This is a genomic window from Agromyces badenianii (assembly GCF_003070885.1).
GTDB lineage: Bacteria > Actinomycetota > Actinomycetes > Actinomycetales > Microbacteriaceae > Agromyces > Agromyces badenianii.
This window is the reverse complement of the sequence record NZ_CP028913.1, coordinates 413,445-427,239: the sequence shown is the minus strand read 5'-3', so window position 1 is coordinate 427,239 and position 13,795 is coordinate 413,445. Positions and strand designations below refer to the sequence as shown.

The following is a 13,795-nucleotide window of genomic DNA, read 5'->3' as shown; positions in this document are numbered from 1 at the left end:
GACGCGGAAGGCAGAGTAAAGCCGAGCGGATGCCGCCGCCGACACCCGCCGCACGGCGCCCCCTCGATGCGAGCGATGCAGGCGCGACCGGCATAGATTGGCGGTATGCCCATCGATCGCGCGTCGCGCCTGGTGCCGGAGCCGCGCAGCAGCGCTGAGGTCATCGGCGAGCACTCGCAGTTCCGGCTCGACCTCGAGCGCATCCGGTTCTCGCCCTACTTCTCGCGGTTGTCGGCCGTCACCCAGGTGATCGCGCAACCCGGTGCCGGTCCCCTCATCCACAACCGCCTCACCCACTCGATCAAGGTGACCGCCGTCGCGCGCGCGATCGCCGTCAAGCTGACGGATGCCGCGGCGCCGACCCGCGCGTTCGCACTCGAGCACGGCTGCGACGCCGTGGTCGTGCAGGCGGCCGCGAGCGCGCACGACCTCGGGCATCCGCCGTTCGGACACCTCGGCGAACGCGTGCTCGACCGGCTCTCGCGCGAGACGCTCGGCCTCGTCGACGGCTTCGAGGGCAACGCGCAGAGCTACCGGATCCTCACTGCGCTCGACGTGAGCGAGGCGGCGCCCCGGGGGCTCAACCTCACCGCAGCCGTGCGCACGGCGGTCGCCAAGTACCCGTGGACGCGTTCCATCGACGACGCCTCGATGGGCGGGGGCCCGCTGCCGCGGGGCCTGCGTCGCAGCGAACACGGCATCGACGTCCTGAAGTTCTCGGCCTACGACATCGACGCCCCCGACCTCGATCAGGCCAGGGCCGGGCAGCCGCCCATGCAGCAGTCGCTCGAGTGCTCGATCATGGACATCGCCGACGACATCGCGTACTCGATCCACGACGTCGACGACTTCTACCGCGCCGGAGTGCTCAGTCAGGGCGCCGTGGCCCGCGAGTTCCGCGGCTGGGTCGAGGCCGGTGCGTCGCTGCGCGAACTCGACGACGAGGCGCTCGCCGCCCGCACGGCGCCGCCCGGCAGCGCGCTCGAGGCGCTGCGGCGCAAGCTCTGGCGCAGCGATGCGTGGGTCGCCGACGACGACGCCTTCGCCGACGCGGTCGACGTCGTCGCCGACGACCTCGTCGACGGCCTGCTCGCCATCCCGTTCGACGGGTCGATCTCCTCCGAACGCGCACTCTCGTCGTTCACGAACCGCTGGATCAGCCACCTCCAGTCCTCCGTCGTGCCGGCCCCGCGCGACGTCGTGCGGTCGGGCCTCGTGACCCTCGATCGCCGCGCGTGGCATGAGGTCGAGATCCTGAAGTTCGTGCACCGGCACTTCATCCTCGACCGCGCCGACATCGTGATGTACCAGCGCGGTCTCAGCCGGGTGCTCGCCCGCGCCGTCAAGGGACTCACCGCCTGGGCGACCGACGAGCACGACCGCGACCGGGTGCCGCAACGGCTGAAGGAACTCGTCGAGATCGCCACCGATGGCTACGCGCACCTCCGCGATTCGCGGCCCGACTCCCTGCCGATCCCCGCCGCCGGCGATGTGCGTCGGCTCGGCGTCGGCCGCGGCGTGATCGACTACGTCGCCTCGCTCTCCGACGACCAGGCGCTCGCGGTGTCGGAGGCCCTCGACGGTCGACCCGACCGGCTGTGGGACATCGGCCAGAACCTCTGAAGCAGATGAGTCGTTTCACGATGTGACGATCGGAGATCGAATGCCCCACGGGGCATCCGCTTCGCTCTAGGCTGTTGAAGGTGACAGAGAAGCCGCGCCTTTCCGCCCGCATCGCCACCATCGCCGAGTCCGCCACCCTGAAGGTCGATGCCAAGGCGAAGGCCTTGCAGGCCGAGGGTCGCCCCGTCATCTCCTACGCCGCGGGCGAGCCCGACTTCGCGACGCCCGAGTACATCGTCGAGGCAGCGCTCGCGGCCACGCACGATCCGAAGAACTACCGCTACACCCCCGCGGCCGGCCTGCCCGAGCTGCGCGAGGCGATCGCCGCGAAGACGCTGCGCGACTCGGGCCTCGAGGTCTCGCCCGGCAGGGTCGTCGTGACCAACGGCGGCAAGCAGGCCGTGTACCAGGCGTTCCAGACGCTGCTCGACCCGGGCGACGAAGTGCTCGTGCCGACGCCCTACTGGACCACCTACCCCGAGGTCATCAAGCTCGCGGGCGGCCGCCAGGTCGACGTGTTCGCGGGCGCCGACCAGGGCTACCTGGTCACGGTCGACCAGCTCGAGGCCGCACGCACCGACCGCACGAAGGTGCTGCTCTTCGTCTCGCCGTCGAACCCGACCGGCGCGGTGTACCCGGCCGACGAGGTGCGCGCCATCGGCCAGTGGGCGCTCGAGCACGGCATCTGGGTCGTCTCCGACGAGATCTACCAGAACCTCACCTACGCCGAGGAGCCCGACGGCGTGCCGCCGCGCGCACTGTCGATCGTCGAGGCCGTGCCCGAGCTCGCGAACCAGACGATCCTCGTGAACGGGGTCGCGAAGACCTACGCGATGACGGGCTGGCGACTCGGCTGGATGGTCGGCCCCGCCGACATCATCAAGGGCGCCGCGAACCTGCAGTCCCACCTCTCGTCGAACGTCGCGAACATCTCGCAGCGCGCCGCGATCGCCGCCCTCACCGGTCCGCAAGACGCCGTCGAAGAGATGCGCCGTGCCTTCGACCGCCGCCGCCGCACCATCGTCGCCGAGCTCTCGAAGATCGAGGGCATGACGGTGCCGGTTCCGCAGGGCGCGTTCTACGTGTACCCCGATGTCTCGGGGCTGCTCGGCCGCGAGTGGGGCGGCGTCACGCCGACCACCTCGCTCGAGCTCGCCGACCTGATCCTCGAGCAGGCCGAGGTCGCGGCCGTGCCCGGCGAGGCGTTCGGCCCCTCGGGCTACCTGCGCCTCAGCTACGCGCTCGGCGACGCGCCGCTGCTCGAGGGCGTGCAGCGCCTGCAGCGGCTCTTCGCCTAGCGCGAGGCGCAAGGCGCGAAGCGGCCTCGAGCCTCAGGCCTCAAGATCGCGCGAGCGCGGTGCGCGCCTCTGCGGCGAGCTCGTCGGCGATCGCGGTGAGCAGTGTCGACCGCAGGTTCCACTGCTGCCAGTGGAGCGGCACGTCGATCGGCGCCCCGCCGAGTCGCACGAGCTCGCCCCGCTCTATTTCACCGGCCGACTGGAACGCCGGCAGCATGCCCCAGCCGAGCCCGAGCTTGATCGCCGTGGCGAAGTCGTGCGAGGCCGGCACGTAGTGACGCGGCGGCGCATCGGGGTCGACTCCGATCGCCGACAGGTACTCGCGCTGCAGGTCGTCGCGTCGGTCGAAGTCGACGAGCGGTGCCGAGGCGAGCGCGGCGGCCGATCGAGCCTCGTCGCGATCGGCGAGCGCCCAGCGCGCGGCGAAGGCGGGCGTCGCCACGGCTTCGTAGCGCATCACGCCGAGGGGGCGCACGAGGCATCCGGCGACCGGTGCGGCCTGAGAGGTCACGGCGCCCATGACGGTGCCCGACTCGAGCAGGCCGGCGGTGAAGTCCTGATCGTCGCGGTGCAGGTCGAAGACCACGGGGTGGTGCTCGCCGACTCGGGCGAGCGCCGGGAGGAACCAGGTCGCGAGCGAGTCGGCATTGACGGCGAGCGGCACCGAGATCGGTCGAGCGGATGCCTCGTGCGGCCCGAACTCGGCGAGCGCATCGTGTTCGAGCAGCGCGATCTGGCGGGCGAGCCGCACGATCGGCGCGCCTGCCTCGGTGGCCCGGGCCGGTTTCGAGCGCACCACGAGCACGCGGCCGAGTTGCTGCTCGAGCGTCTTGACCCGCTGCGAGACGGCCGAGGGCGTGATGCGCAGCCGACGCGCCGCCGCGTCGAAGGTCCCCTCGTCGATGACGACGGCGAGCGTGCGAGCGAGGTCGAGCGGGATCTCCATCTGAAGCGATGCTAATGCGTCTGAAGGATCTTGAGCTGGGTTCATGATCGGAAGGCCGCATAGCGTCGACCCGTGCCCATCTCCTCCGCGCTGGCCGGCCTCGGTCTCGGCCTCTCGCTCATCGTCGCGATCGGCGCCCAGAACGTCTTCGTACTGCGACAGGGCATCCGCCGCGAGCACGTCTTCACCGTCGCCGCGATCTGCGCCCTGAGCGACCTCGCGCTCATCCTCGTCGGCGTCTCGGGCATCGGCGCCGTGCTCGCGGCGGTGCCGTGGCTCGTCGGCGTCATCCGCTGGGCCGGCGCGGCGTTCCTCGTCGGGTACGGAGCTCTCGCGGCACGGCGGGCGATCCGGCCGAGCGGGGCGGCCCTCGACGCGGGGGCGAGCCCCGGCGCGGGCGCCGGGACCCTCGCGGCAGCGGCGCTGACCTGCCTCGCCCTGACCTGGCTGAACCCGCACGTGTACCTCGACACCGTGTTCCTGCTCGGCTCGGTCGCGAACGGCCACGGCGATGAACGGTGGGCGTTCGCCGCCGGGGCGGGGCTCGCGAGCCTCGTCTGGTTCTTCGGCCTCGCCTACGGGGCCCGGCTGCTCGGCCGCGTGCTCGCGAGTCCGCGGGCGTGGCGGGTGCTCGACGGGCTGATCGCGCTCGTCATGGTCACCCTCGGCGTGCTGCTCGTGCTGCCGCACTGAGGCGCCGAGTCCGCGTTCGGTTCCGGCCCATCCACCGACCGGTGGATGCCGGAATCGAACGGCCGGGGGCTGCCGCGCCGGGCCTGCGAGCGCGAAGCTGGTCACATGAACATGACAGGCACGGATGCCGCGGTGCACATCCGCGGGCTCCGCAAGCTCTACGGCACGGTCGCCGCCGTCGACGGCATCGACCTCGACATCGCCCACGGCGAGACCTTCGCCCTGCTCGGGCCCAACGGCGCGGGCAAGTCGACCACGGTCGAGATCCTGGAGGGGTACCGCGTGCGCACCGAAGGCGAGGTGAGCGTGCTCGGCGTCGATCCGGCCCGCGGCGGCCTCGACTGGAAGTCGCGGATCGGCATCGTGCTGCAGTCGACCGGCGAGACGGGGCTTCTGACGGTGACCGAGATCCTGCGGAACTTCGCCTCGCTCTACCCGAACCCCCGCGACATCGACGAGGTCATCGCCGCCGTCGGGCTCGAGGCGAAGGCGAAGACGCGCATCGCCAAGCTCTCGGGCGGCCAGCAGCGGCGCGTCGACGTCGCGCTCGGCATCGTCGGCCGGCCCGAGCTGCTCTTCCTCGATGAGCCGACGACGGGCTTCGACCCCGAGGCTCGCCGGCAGTTCTGGCAGCTCATCCGCTCGCTGAAGGCCGACGGCACGACCATCGTGCTCACCACCCACTACCTCGACGAGGCCGCTCAGCTCGCCGATCGCGCCGGCGTCATCGCCGGCGGGCGGCTCGTCGACGTCGGCGGCATCCACGAGATCGGCGGCGCCGAAGCGCGGGTGCCGATCGTGCGCTGGGTGGATGCCGGCGGTGCGCCCCGCGAGGTGCGCACCGAGGAACCGGGTCTCGTCGTGGCATCCGTCGTCGCCGAACTCGGCGGTGAGCCCGCGGGCCTCGAAGTGATCCGCCCCACGCTCGAAGACATCTACCTGCAGCTCGTGCGGAACACGGCACCGGCCGCGACCACCGAGGAGGCCTTCGCATGACCACCAACCTGATGGCACAGGGCGCGTCGCGCCTCGGCCTCGAGACCAAGATCTACTTCCGGGCGCCCGACACGCTCTTCTTCACGTTCTTCTTCCCGTTCGTGATGCTCGCGATCTTCACCGCGGCGTTCAGCGCCTCGGGCGAGGTCGGCCCTCCCGGCAACGAGATCTCCATCGGCGCGTTGTACCTGCCCGGCATGATCGCCGCCGGCATCCTGCTCTCGGGCGTGCAGAACCTCGCGATCGACATCGCGCTGGAGAAGTCGAACGGCACCCTGAAGCGGCTCGGCGGCACGCCCCTCTCCCCCGTCGGCTACTTCCTCGGAAAGATCGGCCAGGTGTTCGTGACTGGCGGGCTGCAGGCGGCGCTGCTGATACTCGCCGGGTGGCTCGTGCTCGGCATCGACCTGCCGACCGACCCGGCGAAGTGGCTCACGTTCGCGTGGGTGTTCGTGCTCGGCCTCACGACGTGCGCGCTCCTCGGCATCGCCCTGTCGGCATTGCCGCGCTCGGGCAAGAGTGCCAGCGCCGTCGTCATCCCCGTCGTGCTGCTGCTGCAGTTCATCTCGGGCGTCTACCTGCAGTGGGACATGCTGCCGGAGTGGCTGCAGAACATCGCGAGCCTCTTCCCGCTCAAGTGGATCGCCCAGGGGATGCGCTCGGTGTTCCTGCCCGACGGGTGGGAGGCTGCGGAGCAGGGCGGCACGTGGAACCTCGCGGGCGTCGCGATCGCGCTCGGCATCTGGCTCGTCGTCGGGTTCGTGCTGTCTCGCCTCACCTTCCGCTGGATCCGGCGCGACGCCTAGGGCGCGTGCCAGACTCGCAACATGCTGAACAGACGATGGTGGGATGTCGCGGCGATCGCCGTGGCATCCGTCCTCGTGCTCTTCACCCTGTTCGACCCGCCGCCGTACGGACCGAACGATTGGGGCGTCTGGGCGACGGCGGGCGCATTCCTCGCCTTCTACTTCGCTTACGCCAGGGCCCAGCTCGGCAACGACCGGCTTGCGCCGCACCTCGTGATCTCGATCGCGTTCGCGGTGCTCGTCGGCGTCGGCGCCTCGTTCGAACCCTCGTTCGCGATCGTGCAGGTGTTCGTCTATCCGTTCATCTGGACGACCGCGCCGTCGATCCGCAGCGCGCTCGTGTCGAACGTGCTCATCGGCGTCGCGCTAGCGGCGGGGTACGCCGTGCACTTCGGCCCGAGCGGCATCGTGACCGGACTCGTCAGCGCGGCGGTCTCGGTCGGCTTCAGCATCGCGCTCGGGCTCTGGATCACGAACATCGCCGTCTACGGTCAGGAGCGAGGCCGCCTCCTCGAGGAGTTGCAGGCCGCGCAGGGGCAGCTCGCCGCGATGCACCGCGATGCCGGTGTCCTCGAAGAGCGCGCACGACTCGCCCGCGAGATCCACGACACGATCGCGCAGAGCCTCACCGGGCTCGTCATGGTCGCGCAGCGCACCGGCACACGGCTCGACGGCGTCGACGGGGCGGACGCGGCATCCGCTCGCTCCGACCTCGAGCTCATGGAGCAGATGGCGCGTGAGGCGCTCACCGAAGCGCGCGGTCTCGTCGCCTCGCTCGCGCCGGTCGAACCCGGGGCAGGCCTCGCCGACGCGCTCGCGCGGCTCGCGACGAGCTTCGAGCGCGAGACCGGCGTCGTCGTGACGGTGTCTGCGAGTGCGACCGGCCTCAGCCGCGAACACGAGGTCGTGCTGCTGCGCTCGGCGCAGGAGGGGCTCGCGAACGTGCGCAAGCACGCCCGCGCCCGGCACGCAGCGGTGACGGTCGAATCTGTCGACGGCGAGGTCGTGCTCACCGTCTCCGACGACGGCGTCGGTCCGGGAGCTGCGACGCCCGGCGCCTCGGGCTTCGGGCTCACCGGCATCCGCGACCGCACCGCACTCGTCGGCGGCTCGTTCGCGATCGAACCAGGATCCGCGGGCGGCACCGTGCTGCGCGTCGGCATCCCCCGAGCGGATGCCGCGGCCGGCGCCGAAGAGGAGGGATCCGCATGAGCATCCGCATCGTCGTCGCTCGAGCAGATGCCGCGACCACCCTGCCGCTGGAGGACACCGCATGAGCATCCGCATCGTCGTCGCCGATGACCACCCGATCGTGCGCGCCGGCATCGTCGGCCTGCTCGAGGCCGAGCCCGGACTCGCGGTCGTCGGCGAGGCCGCCGACGGCGCGGAGGCCGTGACCGTCGCGGCATCCGAACGCCCCGACCTCGTGCTCATGGACCTGCGGATGCCGCAGCTCGACGGCGCCACAGCGACTGCCCGCATCCTCGCCGAGGTGCCGGGGACCCGGGTGCTCGTGCTCACGACATACGAGACCGACGACCACATCCTCGCGGCGATCGAGGCGGGCGCGAGCGGGTACCTGCTCAAGGCGGCCCCGCAGGCGGAGATCCTGGCGGGCATCCGCGCGGTCGCCGCGGGCGAGACCGTGCTCGCCCCGTCGATCGCGGCGAAGCTCGTGTCGAGGGTTCGCGCCGAAGCGGCATCCGTCGCCCCGCCGTCGCTCTCGCCGCGCGAGCTCGACGTGCTGCGACTCGTCGCCGAGGGCCGCTCGAACCCCGAGATCGCCGCGGCGCTCTTCATCGGCGAGGCGACGGTCAAGACGCACCTGCTGCACGTGTTCGAGAAGCTCGAAGTGCGCGATCGCACCCGCGCCGTGACCCGGGCGATGGAACTCGGCATTCTCTGAACACGCCGGGCGGCGGTGGTCGGGAGCGAGCGACTCAGCTCGGGCACGGCGGGCGCCGCCTACGCTGGAGAGGCATCCGCACACGCCGTGGCAGCGGCCGGCCGCTCCGGCGGTCGACTCGCGGTGACTTCGAGGGGAACGCATGAACGCGTACGAGCATCGACCGTGGCTCGCCCACTACGCCGAGGGCGTGCCGCCCGAGATCGACGAACCGAGCCAGACGCTCGTCGACATGATCGACGACGCCGTCCGCCGATTCCGACGGCGCACCGCGCTCGAGTTCTTCGGTGCCGAGACGAGCTACCGAGAGCTCGGCGAGCAGATCGCCTCGGCCGCGGAGGGGCTGCGGCGTCTCGGGGTGCGGGCGGGCGACCGGGTCGCACTCGTGCTGCCGAACTGCCCCCAGCACGTCGTCGCGTTCTACGCCGTGCTGCGGCTCGGCGCGATCGTCGTCGAGCACAACCCGCTCTACACGCCGCCCGAGCTGCGGCACCAGTTCGAAGACCATGGCGCCCGCGTCGCGATCGTCTGGAACAGCGTGGCCGACACGGTCGCGGAGTTCCCGAGCGACATCCGCCCCGAGCACATCGTCGCGGTCGACCTGACCCGTGCCCTGCCGTTCGGCAAGCGGATGGCCCTGCGCCTCCCGATCCCGAAGGCCCGGCGCTCCCGCGCCGCACTGACGACGACGCCGCGCGCCCGCGGCCTGGTCGACTGGGAGCACCTCACCTCGCGGAGAGCACTCGCCAGGCGGCATCCACGGCCCACCCTCGACGACACGGCCGTGCTGCAGTACACGAGCGGCACCACCGGTTCCCCGAAGGGCGCAGTGCTCAGCCACCGCAACCTGCGCGCCAACGCGATGCAGGGCCGCGCCTGGGTGCCGGGCCTCGTCGAGGGCGAGGAAGTCTTCTACGCGGTGCTGCCGCTCTTCCACGCCTATGGCATGACCCTCTGCCTGACGTTCGCGATGAGCATCGGCGCGCGCCTCGTGCTGTTCCCGAAGTTCGACTCGGGCCTCGTGCTCGACGCGGCACGCCACTCGCCGCCGACGTTCCTGCCCGCGGTGCCGCCGATCTACGACCAGCTGGTGCGCGCGGCCGTGCGACAGCCGCGAGCGCTCCGGAGCATCCGCTTCGCCATCTCGGGCGCGATGAGCCTGCCGATCGCGACCGTCGACCGCTGGGAGAGCGCAACCGGCGGGCTGCTCGTCGAGGGGTACGGCATGACCGAGTCGTCGCCGGTGGCCCTCGGCAACCCGATGGGCCCGACCCGGCGACCCGGCACCGTCGGAGTGCCGTTCCCGAGCACCGACATCCGCGTGGTCGACCCCGACGACCCCGAGGTCGATCGGCCGGTCGGCGAACCGGGCGAGCTGCTCGTGCGCGGACCGCAGGTCTTCCAGGGGTACTGGCGACGCCCGGCGGAGACCACCGAGACCCTCCTTCCCGGCGGCTGGCTGCGCACGGGCGACATCGTGCGCGTCTCCGAAGACGGCTTCGTGACGATCGTCGACCGCGTGAAGGAGCTCATCATCACGGGCGGCTTCAACGTCTCGCCGTCGGAGGTCGAGGCCGCGCTGCTCGCCCACCCCGACGTGCGCGGCGCCGCCGTCGTCGGCCTGCCTCGCGGCTCGGGCGGCGAGGCCGTCGCCGCCGGCGTCGAGCTGCGCGAGGGAGCCGTCTTCGACGAAGCCGCGCTCCGCGAGTTCTGCCGCACGAGCCTGACGCCGTACAAGGTGCCGCGACGCATCGAGCCGTTCGACGAGCTGCCCCGCTCGCTCATCGGCAAGGTGCTGCGCCGCCAGGTGCGCGACGTGCTGCTCGACCGGGCTGCCGCGAAGTGACCTCGCGACCGGCCGAGGCTCGCGGTTGAGCCTGCCGACGCCACGCGCCTACGATGTCGGGGTGCCCTTCCAGAACGTGCGAGTCGCCGTACAGCGCACGAGGATCCTGCCCTCCTGGGTTCGAAAAGCGGATGCCGCGGCGGCCCGCGCGGTGAACGCCCGCCGCAGCCATCCCGCTGTCGACCGGTTCTGGTCTCGGGTCTCGGGATTCGCCGACAAGGGCGTGCTCTGGTGGACGATCGCGGGTGTGCTCGCCGTCACCGGACGCCGCCGCGCGGCGGCGCGCGGGCTCGGATCGCTGCTCGTCGCGAGCGCGCTCACCAACGTCATCGCCAAGCGGGTCTTCGGCGGCGACCGTCCGCTGCTCGCCGACGTGCCGGTCGGACGGCACCTGCCGAAGCCGCCGATCACGCCGTCCTTCCCCTCTGGCCACTCGGCGAGCGCGGCCGCCTTCGCGACCGGCATCGCGATCGAGTCGCCACGCCTCGGCGCCGCGCTCGTGCCGGCCGCGTTGGGCGTCGGCTACTCGCGGTTGCACACCGGGGCGCACTGGCTGTCGGACGTCGTCGGCGGACTCGCGCTCGGTGCCGGCGTCGCCGGACTCAGCGCCCTCGTCGCCCGCCCCGGCACGACCCCCGCCGACGACGGCTCGGCTCCGAGCGGCACCGACCGCCGCCTGCCCGCGTCGCCCGACGGCGAGGGCGTCTATATCGTCGTGAACCGCTCCTCGGGCACGAGCGTGCTGCGCAGCGACCCGTTGCGCGTGCTCGAACGACGTCTGCCGCGCGCCGAGATCCACCTGCTCGACGACGGTGAAGACCCTCAGGCGGCTGCGCGTGCCGCGCTCTCCCGTGACGACCCTCCAGCCATCGTCGGAGTCTGCGGCGGAGACGGTTCCGTCGCCGCCGTAGCGCACGAGGCACGACTCGCCGGGGTGCCGCTCTTCGTCGTGCCCGGCGGCACGTTCAACCACTTCGCGCGCACGGCGGGCGCGGCATCCGTCGACCTCGCCGTCGATGCCCTGCAGCGAGGCGAGGGCGTGCGTGCGGATGTCGCGGAGCTCCGCTTCGCCGACGGCCCGCCGATCACGGTGCTGAACACCGCCTCGGTGGGCCTCTATCCCGACTTCGTGGCCGAGCGGGAGCGGCACGAGGAACACTGGGGCAAGTGGCTCGCCGCGATCCTCGCCGCGGCGCGGGTGCTGCGGCGATCGGCTCCGGTGACCGTCGTCGTCGACGGACGCAGGGCCCGGGTCTGGACCCTGTACGTGGGGGTCGGAGTCAACGACGCGGGCATCCCCGCTCCGATGCAGCGACGTCGGCTCGACGGCGGGGAGCTCGACGTGCGCGTGCTGCACGCCGGATCTCGGGTGCGCGCTGCCGGCGCCCTCGCCTTCGGTCGGCGCACCAGTGCCGTGCTCCGCCGCGTACGACTGCTGCCGGAGCGGCTCGAATCGTTCACGACGGAGTCGATCGAGGTGATCGTCCGCCCTCGGCAGGGGCAGCCGCCCGGCTTCGCGCACGACGGCGAGGTGTCGATCGAGGCGCCCGCCGAGGCATCCGCGCGCACCGCAGTGCCCGGCTACCGCACGACGGTGCGCATCGTGCCGGCGGCACTCGACGTCTATCGGCCGGCGAGCACTGAACTCCCGGATGCATCCGGCGGCACGTCGCTCACAGCAACCGCCGGGCATTCGCCCACGCCGTGAGCTCGTGCCGGCTCGAGAGCTGGAGCTTGCGCAGCACCGCGGAGACGTGCGTCTCGACCGTCTTCGTCGAGATGAAGAGCTCGGCCGCCACCTCCTTGTAGGCGTAACCGCGGGCGATCAGCCGCATGACCTCCTGCTCTCGCGCCGAGAGCCGGTCGAGCTCGTCGCTCGCCGCCGCCGTCTCCCCGACCGCCGCGCCGAAGGCGTCGAGCACGAAGCCGGCGAGCTTCGGCGAGAACACCGCGTCGCCGCCCGCCACGGCGTGCACGGCACGGCTGACGTCGGTGCCCGAAGAGCCCTTCGTGATGTATCCGCGGGCGCCGGCACGGATCACGCCGACGACGTCTTCGGCCTTGTCCGAGACCGAGAGCGCGAGAAAGCGCGTCGAAGGCACGGATGCCGCAGCGCGCCGGATCACCTCGGCGCCGCCGCTCGTGCCCGCCGGCACCGCGAGCCCGGGCAGGTGCACGTCGAGGAGCACGACGTCGGGTGCGGCATCCGTCACCGCCGCGACCGCCGACTCGACATCGTGCGCCTCGCCGACGACCTCGATCGAGTCGTCGAGGTCGGCCTTCAGGCCCGACCGGAAGATCGAGTGGTCGTCGACGATGACGACCCGCACGCGCTCAGCCACGAACCGGCTCCCCGCGCTCTGCCGGGAACCGCAGCCGCACCTCGGTGCCGACACCGCCTGCCCCCGGGCGCACCTCGCCCGATCCGCCGGCGCGGCGCATGCGGCCGATGATCGACTCGCGCACCCCGAGCCGGTCGCGCGGCACGTCGGCGAGCGCGAAGCCCGGGCCGCGATCGCGCACGAACACCTCGACGGTCTCGGGGGTCGACTCCACGTACACCGACACCTCCCCGCCCGCATGCCTGGCGGCGTTGAGCATCGCCTCGCGTGCCGCCGCGGCGACCTCGCCGCTCGCGCGCTCGCGCGACTCCCCCACAACGACGACGTCGACCGTCACCGGGTAGTCGATCTCCAGTGCCGCCGCGAAGTCGCGCAGGTCGGTGCCGAGATCGCTGTCGGCGGGCGTGTCGCCGGCGAAGAGCCAGTCGCGCAGCTCGCGCTCCTGTGCGCGGGCGATGCGGGCGACCTCGCTCGTGGCGCCGGCCCGGTTCTGGATGAGCGCGAGCGTCTGGAGCACCGAGTCGTGCAGGTGCGCGGCGATCTCGCTGCGCTGCTCCTCGCGAATGCGCCTCGTGCGTTCGGCGGTGAGCTCGCGCCACGAGGCGATGAGCGTCGGCACGTAGACGAGGGCGATGCCGATGACCGCGGCGAGCGCGGCGACGAACGTGGGCACGGGATACCGGTACGCGCTCGGACCGAAGACGAGGGCCAGCGCGGTGATCGCGAGCAGCGACGTCGCCACGACCCTGATCGCGAATTCGTTGCGGGGGCCGCGGTCGGGGTCGGGTCGATCGATGAAGGTCGCCCAGGCTCCGGATGCCACGGCGAGGCCGACGCCCGCGAGCACCGCGAAGATCCACCGGTCGAGCCCCGTGCCGTCCGTCTCCACGACGAGCCCGCTCGTCGCCCACGCGGCGAGGAGCGACACGGCCGAAGCGACGACGAGCACCCACGCGACCGGAGCACGCCGGGTCGGCCGTGACTCGCCCGGCGCCCACGGGGTGAGCACCCAGAGCCAGAGGTAGAGCAGGAGTCCGGCGCCGCTGGCGAAACTCGTCGCGACGAATGCCGCACGCACGACCCAGACCGGCCAGCCGAGGTGCCGCGCGAGCCCGGCCGAGACCCCGGTCGCAACGCACGCGCGGGGTCGGGTCATGCGCGGTGCCGTGCCGGGGTGCACGCCGCCGGCCGGCACGGATGCCGCGGCATCCGTCGTTCCGATCGCCCGCGTGTCCATGCCTGCCATCCAAGCAGACCGGGGCGAAATCGCCCCGGCCCCGGTGGCCCGCTCAGGGTCGAATCAGGGATTCACCCCATGGCGGGGCATCCGTCGTTGCTG

Annotated in this window: 12 protein-coding genes; 9 read left to right on the top strand and 3 right to left on the bottom strand. The window is 72.1% G+C overall.

Annotated elements, in window-relative coordinates; translation table 11 throughout:
* Window positions 1-105: 105 nt before the first annotated feature.
* Both DCE93_RS01990 and DCE93_RS01985 read left to right on the top strand, forming a co-directional pair.
* Complete coding sequence (locus tag DCE93_RS01990) at window positions 106-1,623, top strand: deoxyguanosinetriphosphate triphosphohydrolase family protein (protein WP_108594414.1); 1,518 nt, start codon at window positions 106-108, stop codon at window positions 1,621-1,623.
* Between the two features lie 80 nt (window positions 1,624-1,703).
* Entirely contained in the window at window positions 1,704-2,921 is a 1,218-nt protein-coding gene (locus DCE93_RS01985; protein WP_108596524.1) for a pyridoxal phosphate-dependent aminotransferase, read from the top strand.
* Window positions 2,922-2,961: 40 nt separating this feature from the next.
* Here the strand turns inward: DCE93_RS01985 and DCE93_RS01980 are convergent, their stop codons facing one another.
* Window positions 2,962-3,867, bottom strand: coding sequence for a LysR family transcriptional regulator ArgP (locus DCE93_RS01980; RefSeq protein ID WP_108594413.1), 906 nt, complete (start codon window positions 3,865-3,867; stop codon window positions 2,962-2,964).
* Window positions 3,868-3,945: 78 nt separating this feature from the next.
* Here DCE93_RS01980 and DCE93_RS01975 point away from each other — a divergent pair, with 78 nt between their 5' ends.
* The 7 genes from DCE93_RS01975 (at window position 3,946) to DCE93_RS01945 (ending at window position 11,822) form a co-directional block, all read left to right on the top strand.
* Complete coding sequence (locus DCE93_RS01975; protein WP_108596523.1) at window positions 3,946-4,560, top strand: LysE/ArgO family amino acid transporter; 615 nt, start codon at window positions 3,946-3,948, stop codon at window positions 4,558-4,560.
* A gap of 105 nt (window positions 4,561-4,665) precedes the next feature.
* Complete coding sequence (locus tag DCE93_RS01970) at window positions 4,666-5,556, top strand: ABC transporter ATP-binding protein (RefSeq protein WP_205647453.1); 891 nt, start codon at window positions 4,666-4,668, stop codon at window positions 5,554-5,556.
* Entirely contained in the window at window positions 5,553-6,362 is an 810-nt protein-coding gene (locus DCE93_RS01965; protein ID WP_108594412.1) for an ABC transporter permease, read from the top strand. The genes DCE93_RS01970 and DCE93_RS01965 overlap by 4 nt, the downstream gene beginning before the upstream one ends.
* A 21-nt stretch (window positions 6,363-6,383) precedes the next feature.
* Window positions 6,384-7,574, top strand: a complete 1,191-nt coding sequence (locus tag DCE93_RS01960; protein ID WP_108594411.1) for a sensor histidine kinase — start codon at window positions 6,384-6,386, stop codon at window positions 7,572-7,574.
* A gap of 61 nt (window positions 7,575-7,635) precedes the next feature.
* The gene (locus DCE93_RS01955) at window positions 7,636-8,268 is read left to right on the top strand and encodes a response regulator (RefSeq protein ID WP_108594410.1); all 633 of its coding nucleotides are present in this window, start codon (window positions 7,636-7,638) and stop codon (window positions 8,266-8,268) included.
* A 142-nt stretch (window positions 8,269-8,410) separates the two neighbouring features.
* Complete coding sequence (locus tag DCE93_RS01950; RefSeq protein ID WP_108594409.1) at window positions 8,411-10,114, top strand: long-chain-fatty-acid--CoA ligase; 1,704 nt, start codon at window positions 8,411-8,413, stop codon at window positions 10,112-10,114.
* Between the two features lie 61 nt (window positions 10,115-10,175).
* Window positions 10,176-11,822, top strand: coding sequence for a bifunctional phosphatase PAP2/diacylglycerol kinase family protein (locus DCE93_RS01945; protein ID WP_244284215.1), 1,647 nt, complete (start codon window positions 10,176-10,178; stop codon window positions 11,820-11,822).
* Here DCE93_RS01945 and DCE93_RS01940 read toward each other — a convergent pair.
* Together DCE93_RS01940 and DCE93_RS01935 are read right to left on the bottom strand one after the other, a co-directional pair.
* Complete coding sequence (locus DCE93_RS01940) at window positions 11,788-12,456, bottom strand: LuxR C-terminal-related transcriptional regulator (protein WP_108594407.1); 669 nt, start codon at window positions 12,454-12,456, stop codon at window positions 11,788-11,790. The two genes, DCE93_RS01945 and DCE93_RS01940, sit on opposite strands and share 35 nt — an antisense overlap.
* On the bottom strand, window positions 12,449-13,693 hold the full coding sequence (locus tag DCE93_RS01935; protein WP_108594406.1) for an ATP-binding protein: 1,245 nt from the start codon (window positions 13,691-13,693) through the stop codon (window positions 12,449-12,451). Before DCE93_RS01935 ends, DCE93_RS01940 begins: the two co-directional genes overlap by 8 nt.
* Window positions 13,694-13,795: the final 102 nt, after the last annotated feature.

Coding starts and splice junctions, on each gene's coding strand:
- DCE93_RS01990 (WP_108594414.1), top strand. CDS start 106: ATGCCCATCGATCGCGCGTCGCGCCTGGTGCCGGAGCCGCGCAGCAGC.
- DCE93_RS01980 (WP_108594413.1), bottom strand. CDS start 3,867: ATGGAGATCCCGCTCGACCTCGCTCGCACGCTCGCCGTCGTCATCGAC.
- DCE93_RS01970 (WP_205647453.1), top strand. CDS start 4,666: ATGAACATGACAGGCACGGATGCCGCGGTGCACATCCGCGGGCTCCGC.
- DCE93_RS01965 (WP_108594412.1), top strand. CDS start 5,553: ATGACCACCAACCTGATGGCACAGGGCGCGTCGCGCCTCGGCCTCGAG.
- DCE93_RS01960 (WP_108594411.1), top strand. CDS start 6,384: ATGCTGAACAGACGATGGTGGGATGTCGCGGCGATCGCCGTGGCATCC.
- DCE93_RS01955 (WP_108594410.1), top strand. CDS start 7,636: ATGAGCATCCGCATCGTCGTCGCCGATGACCACCCGATCGTGCGCGCC.
- DCE93_RS01950 (WP_108594409.1), top strand. CDS start 8,411: ATGAACGCGTACGAGCATCGACCGTGGCTCGCCCACTACGCCGAGGGC.
- DCE93_RS01935 (WP_108594406.1), bottom strand. CDS start 13,693: ATGGACACGCGGGCGATCGGAACGACGGATGCCGCGGCATCCGTGCCG.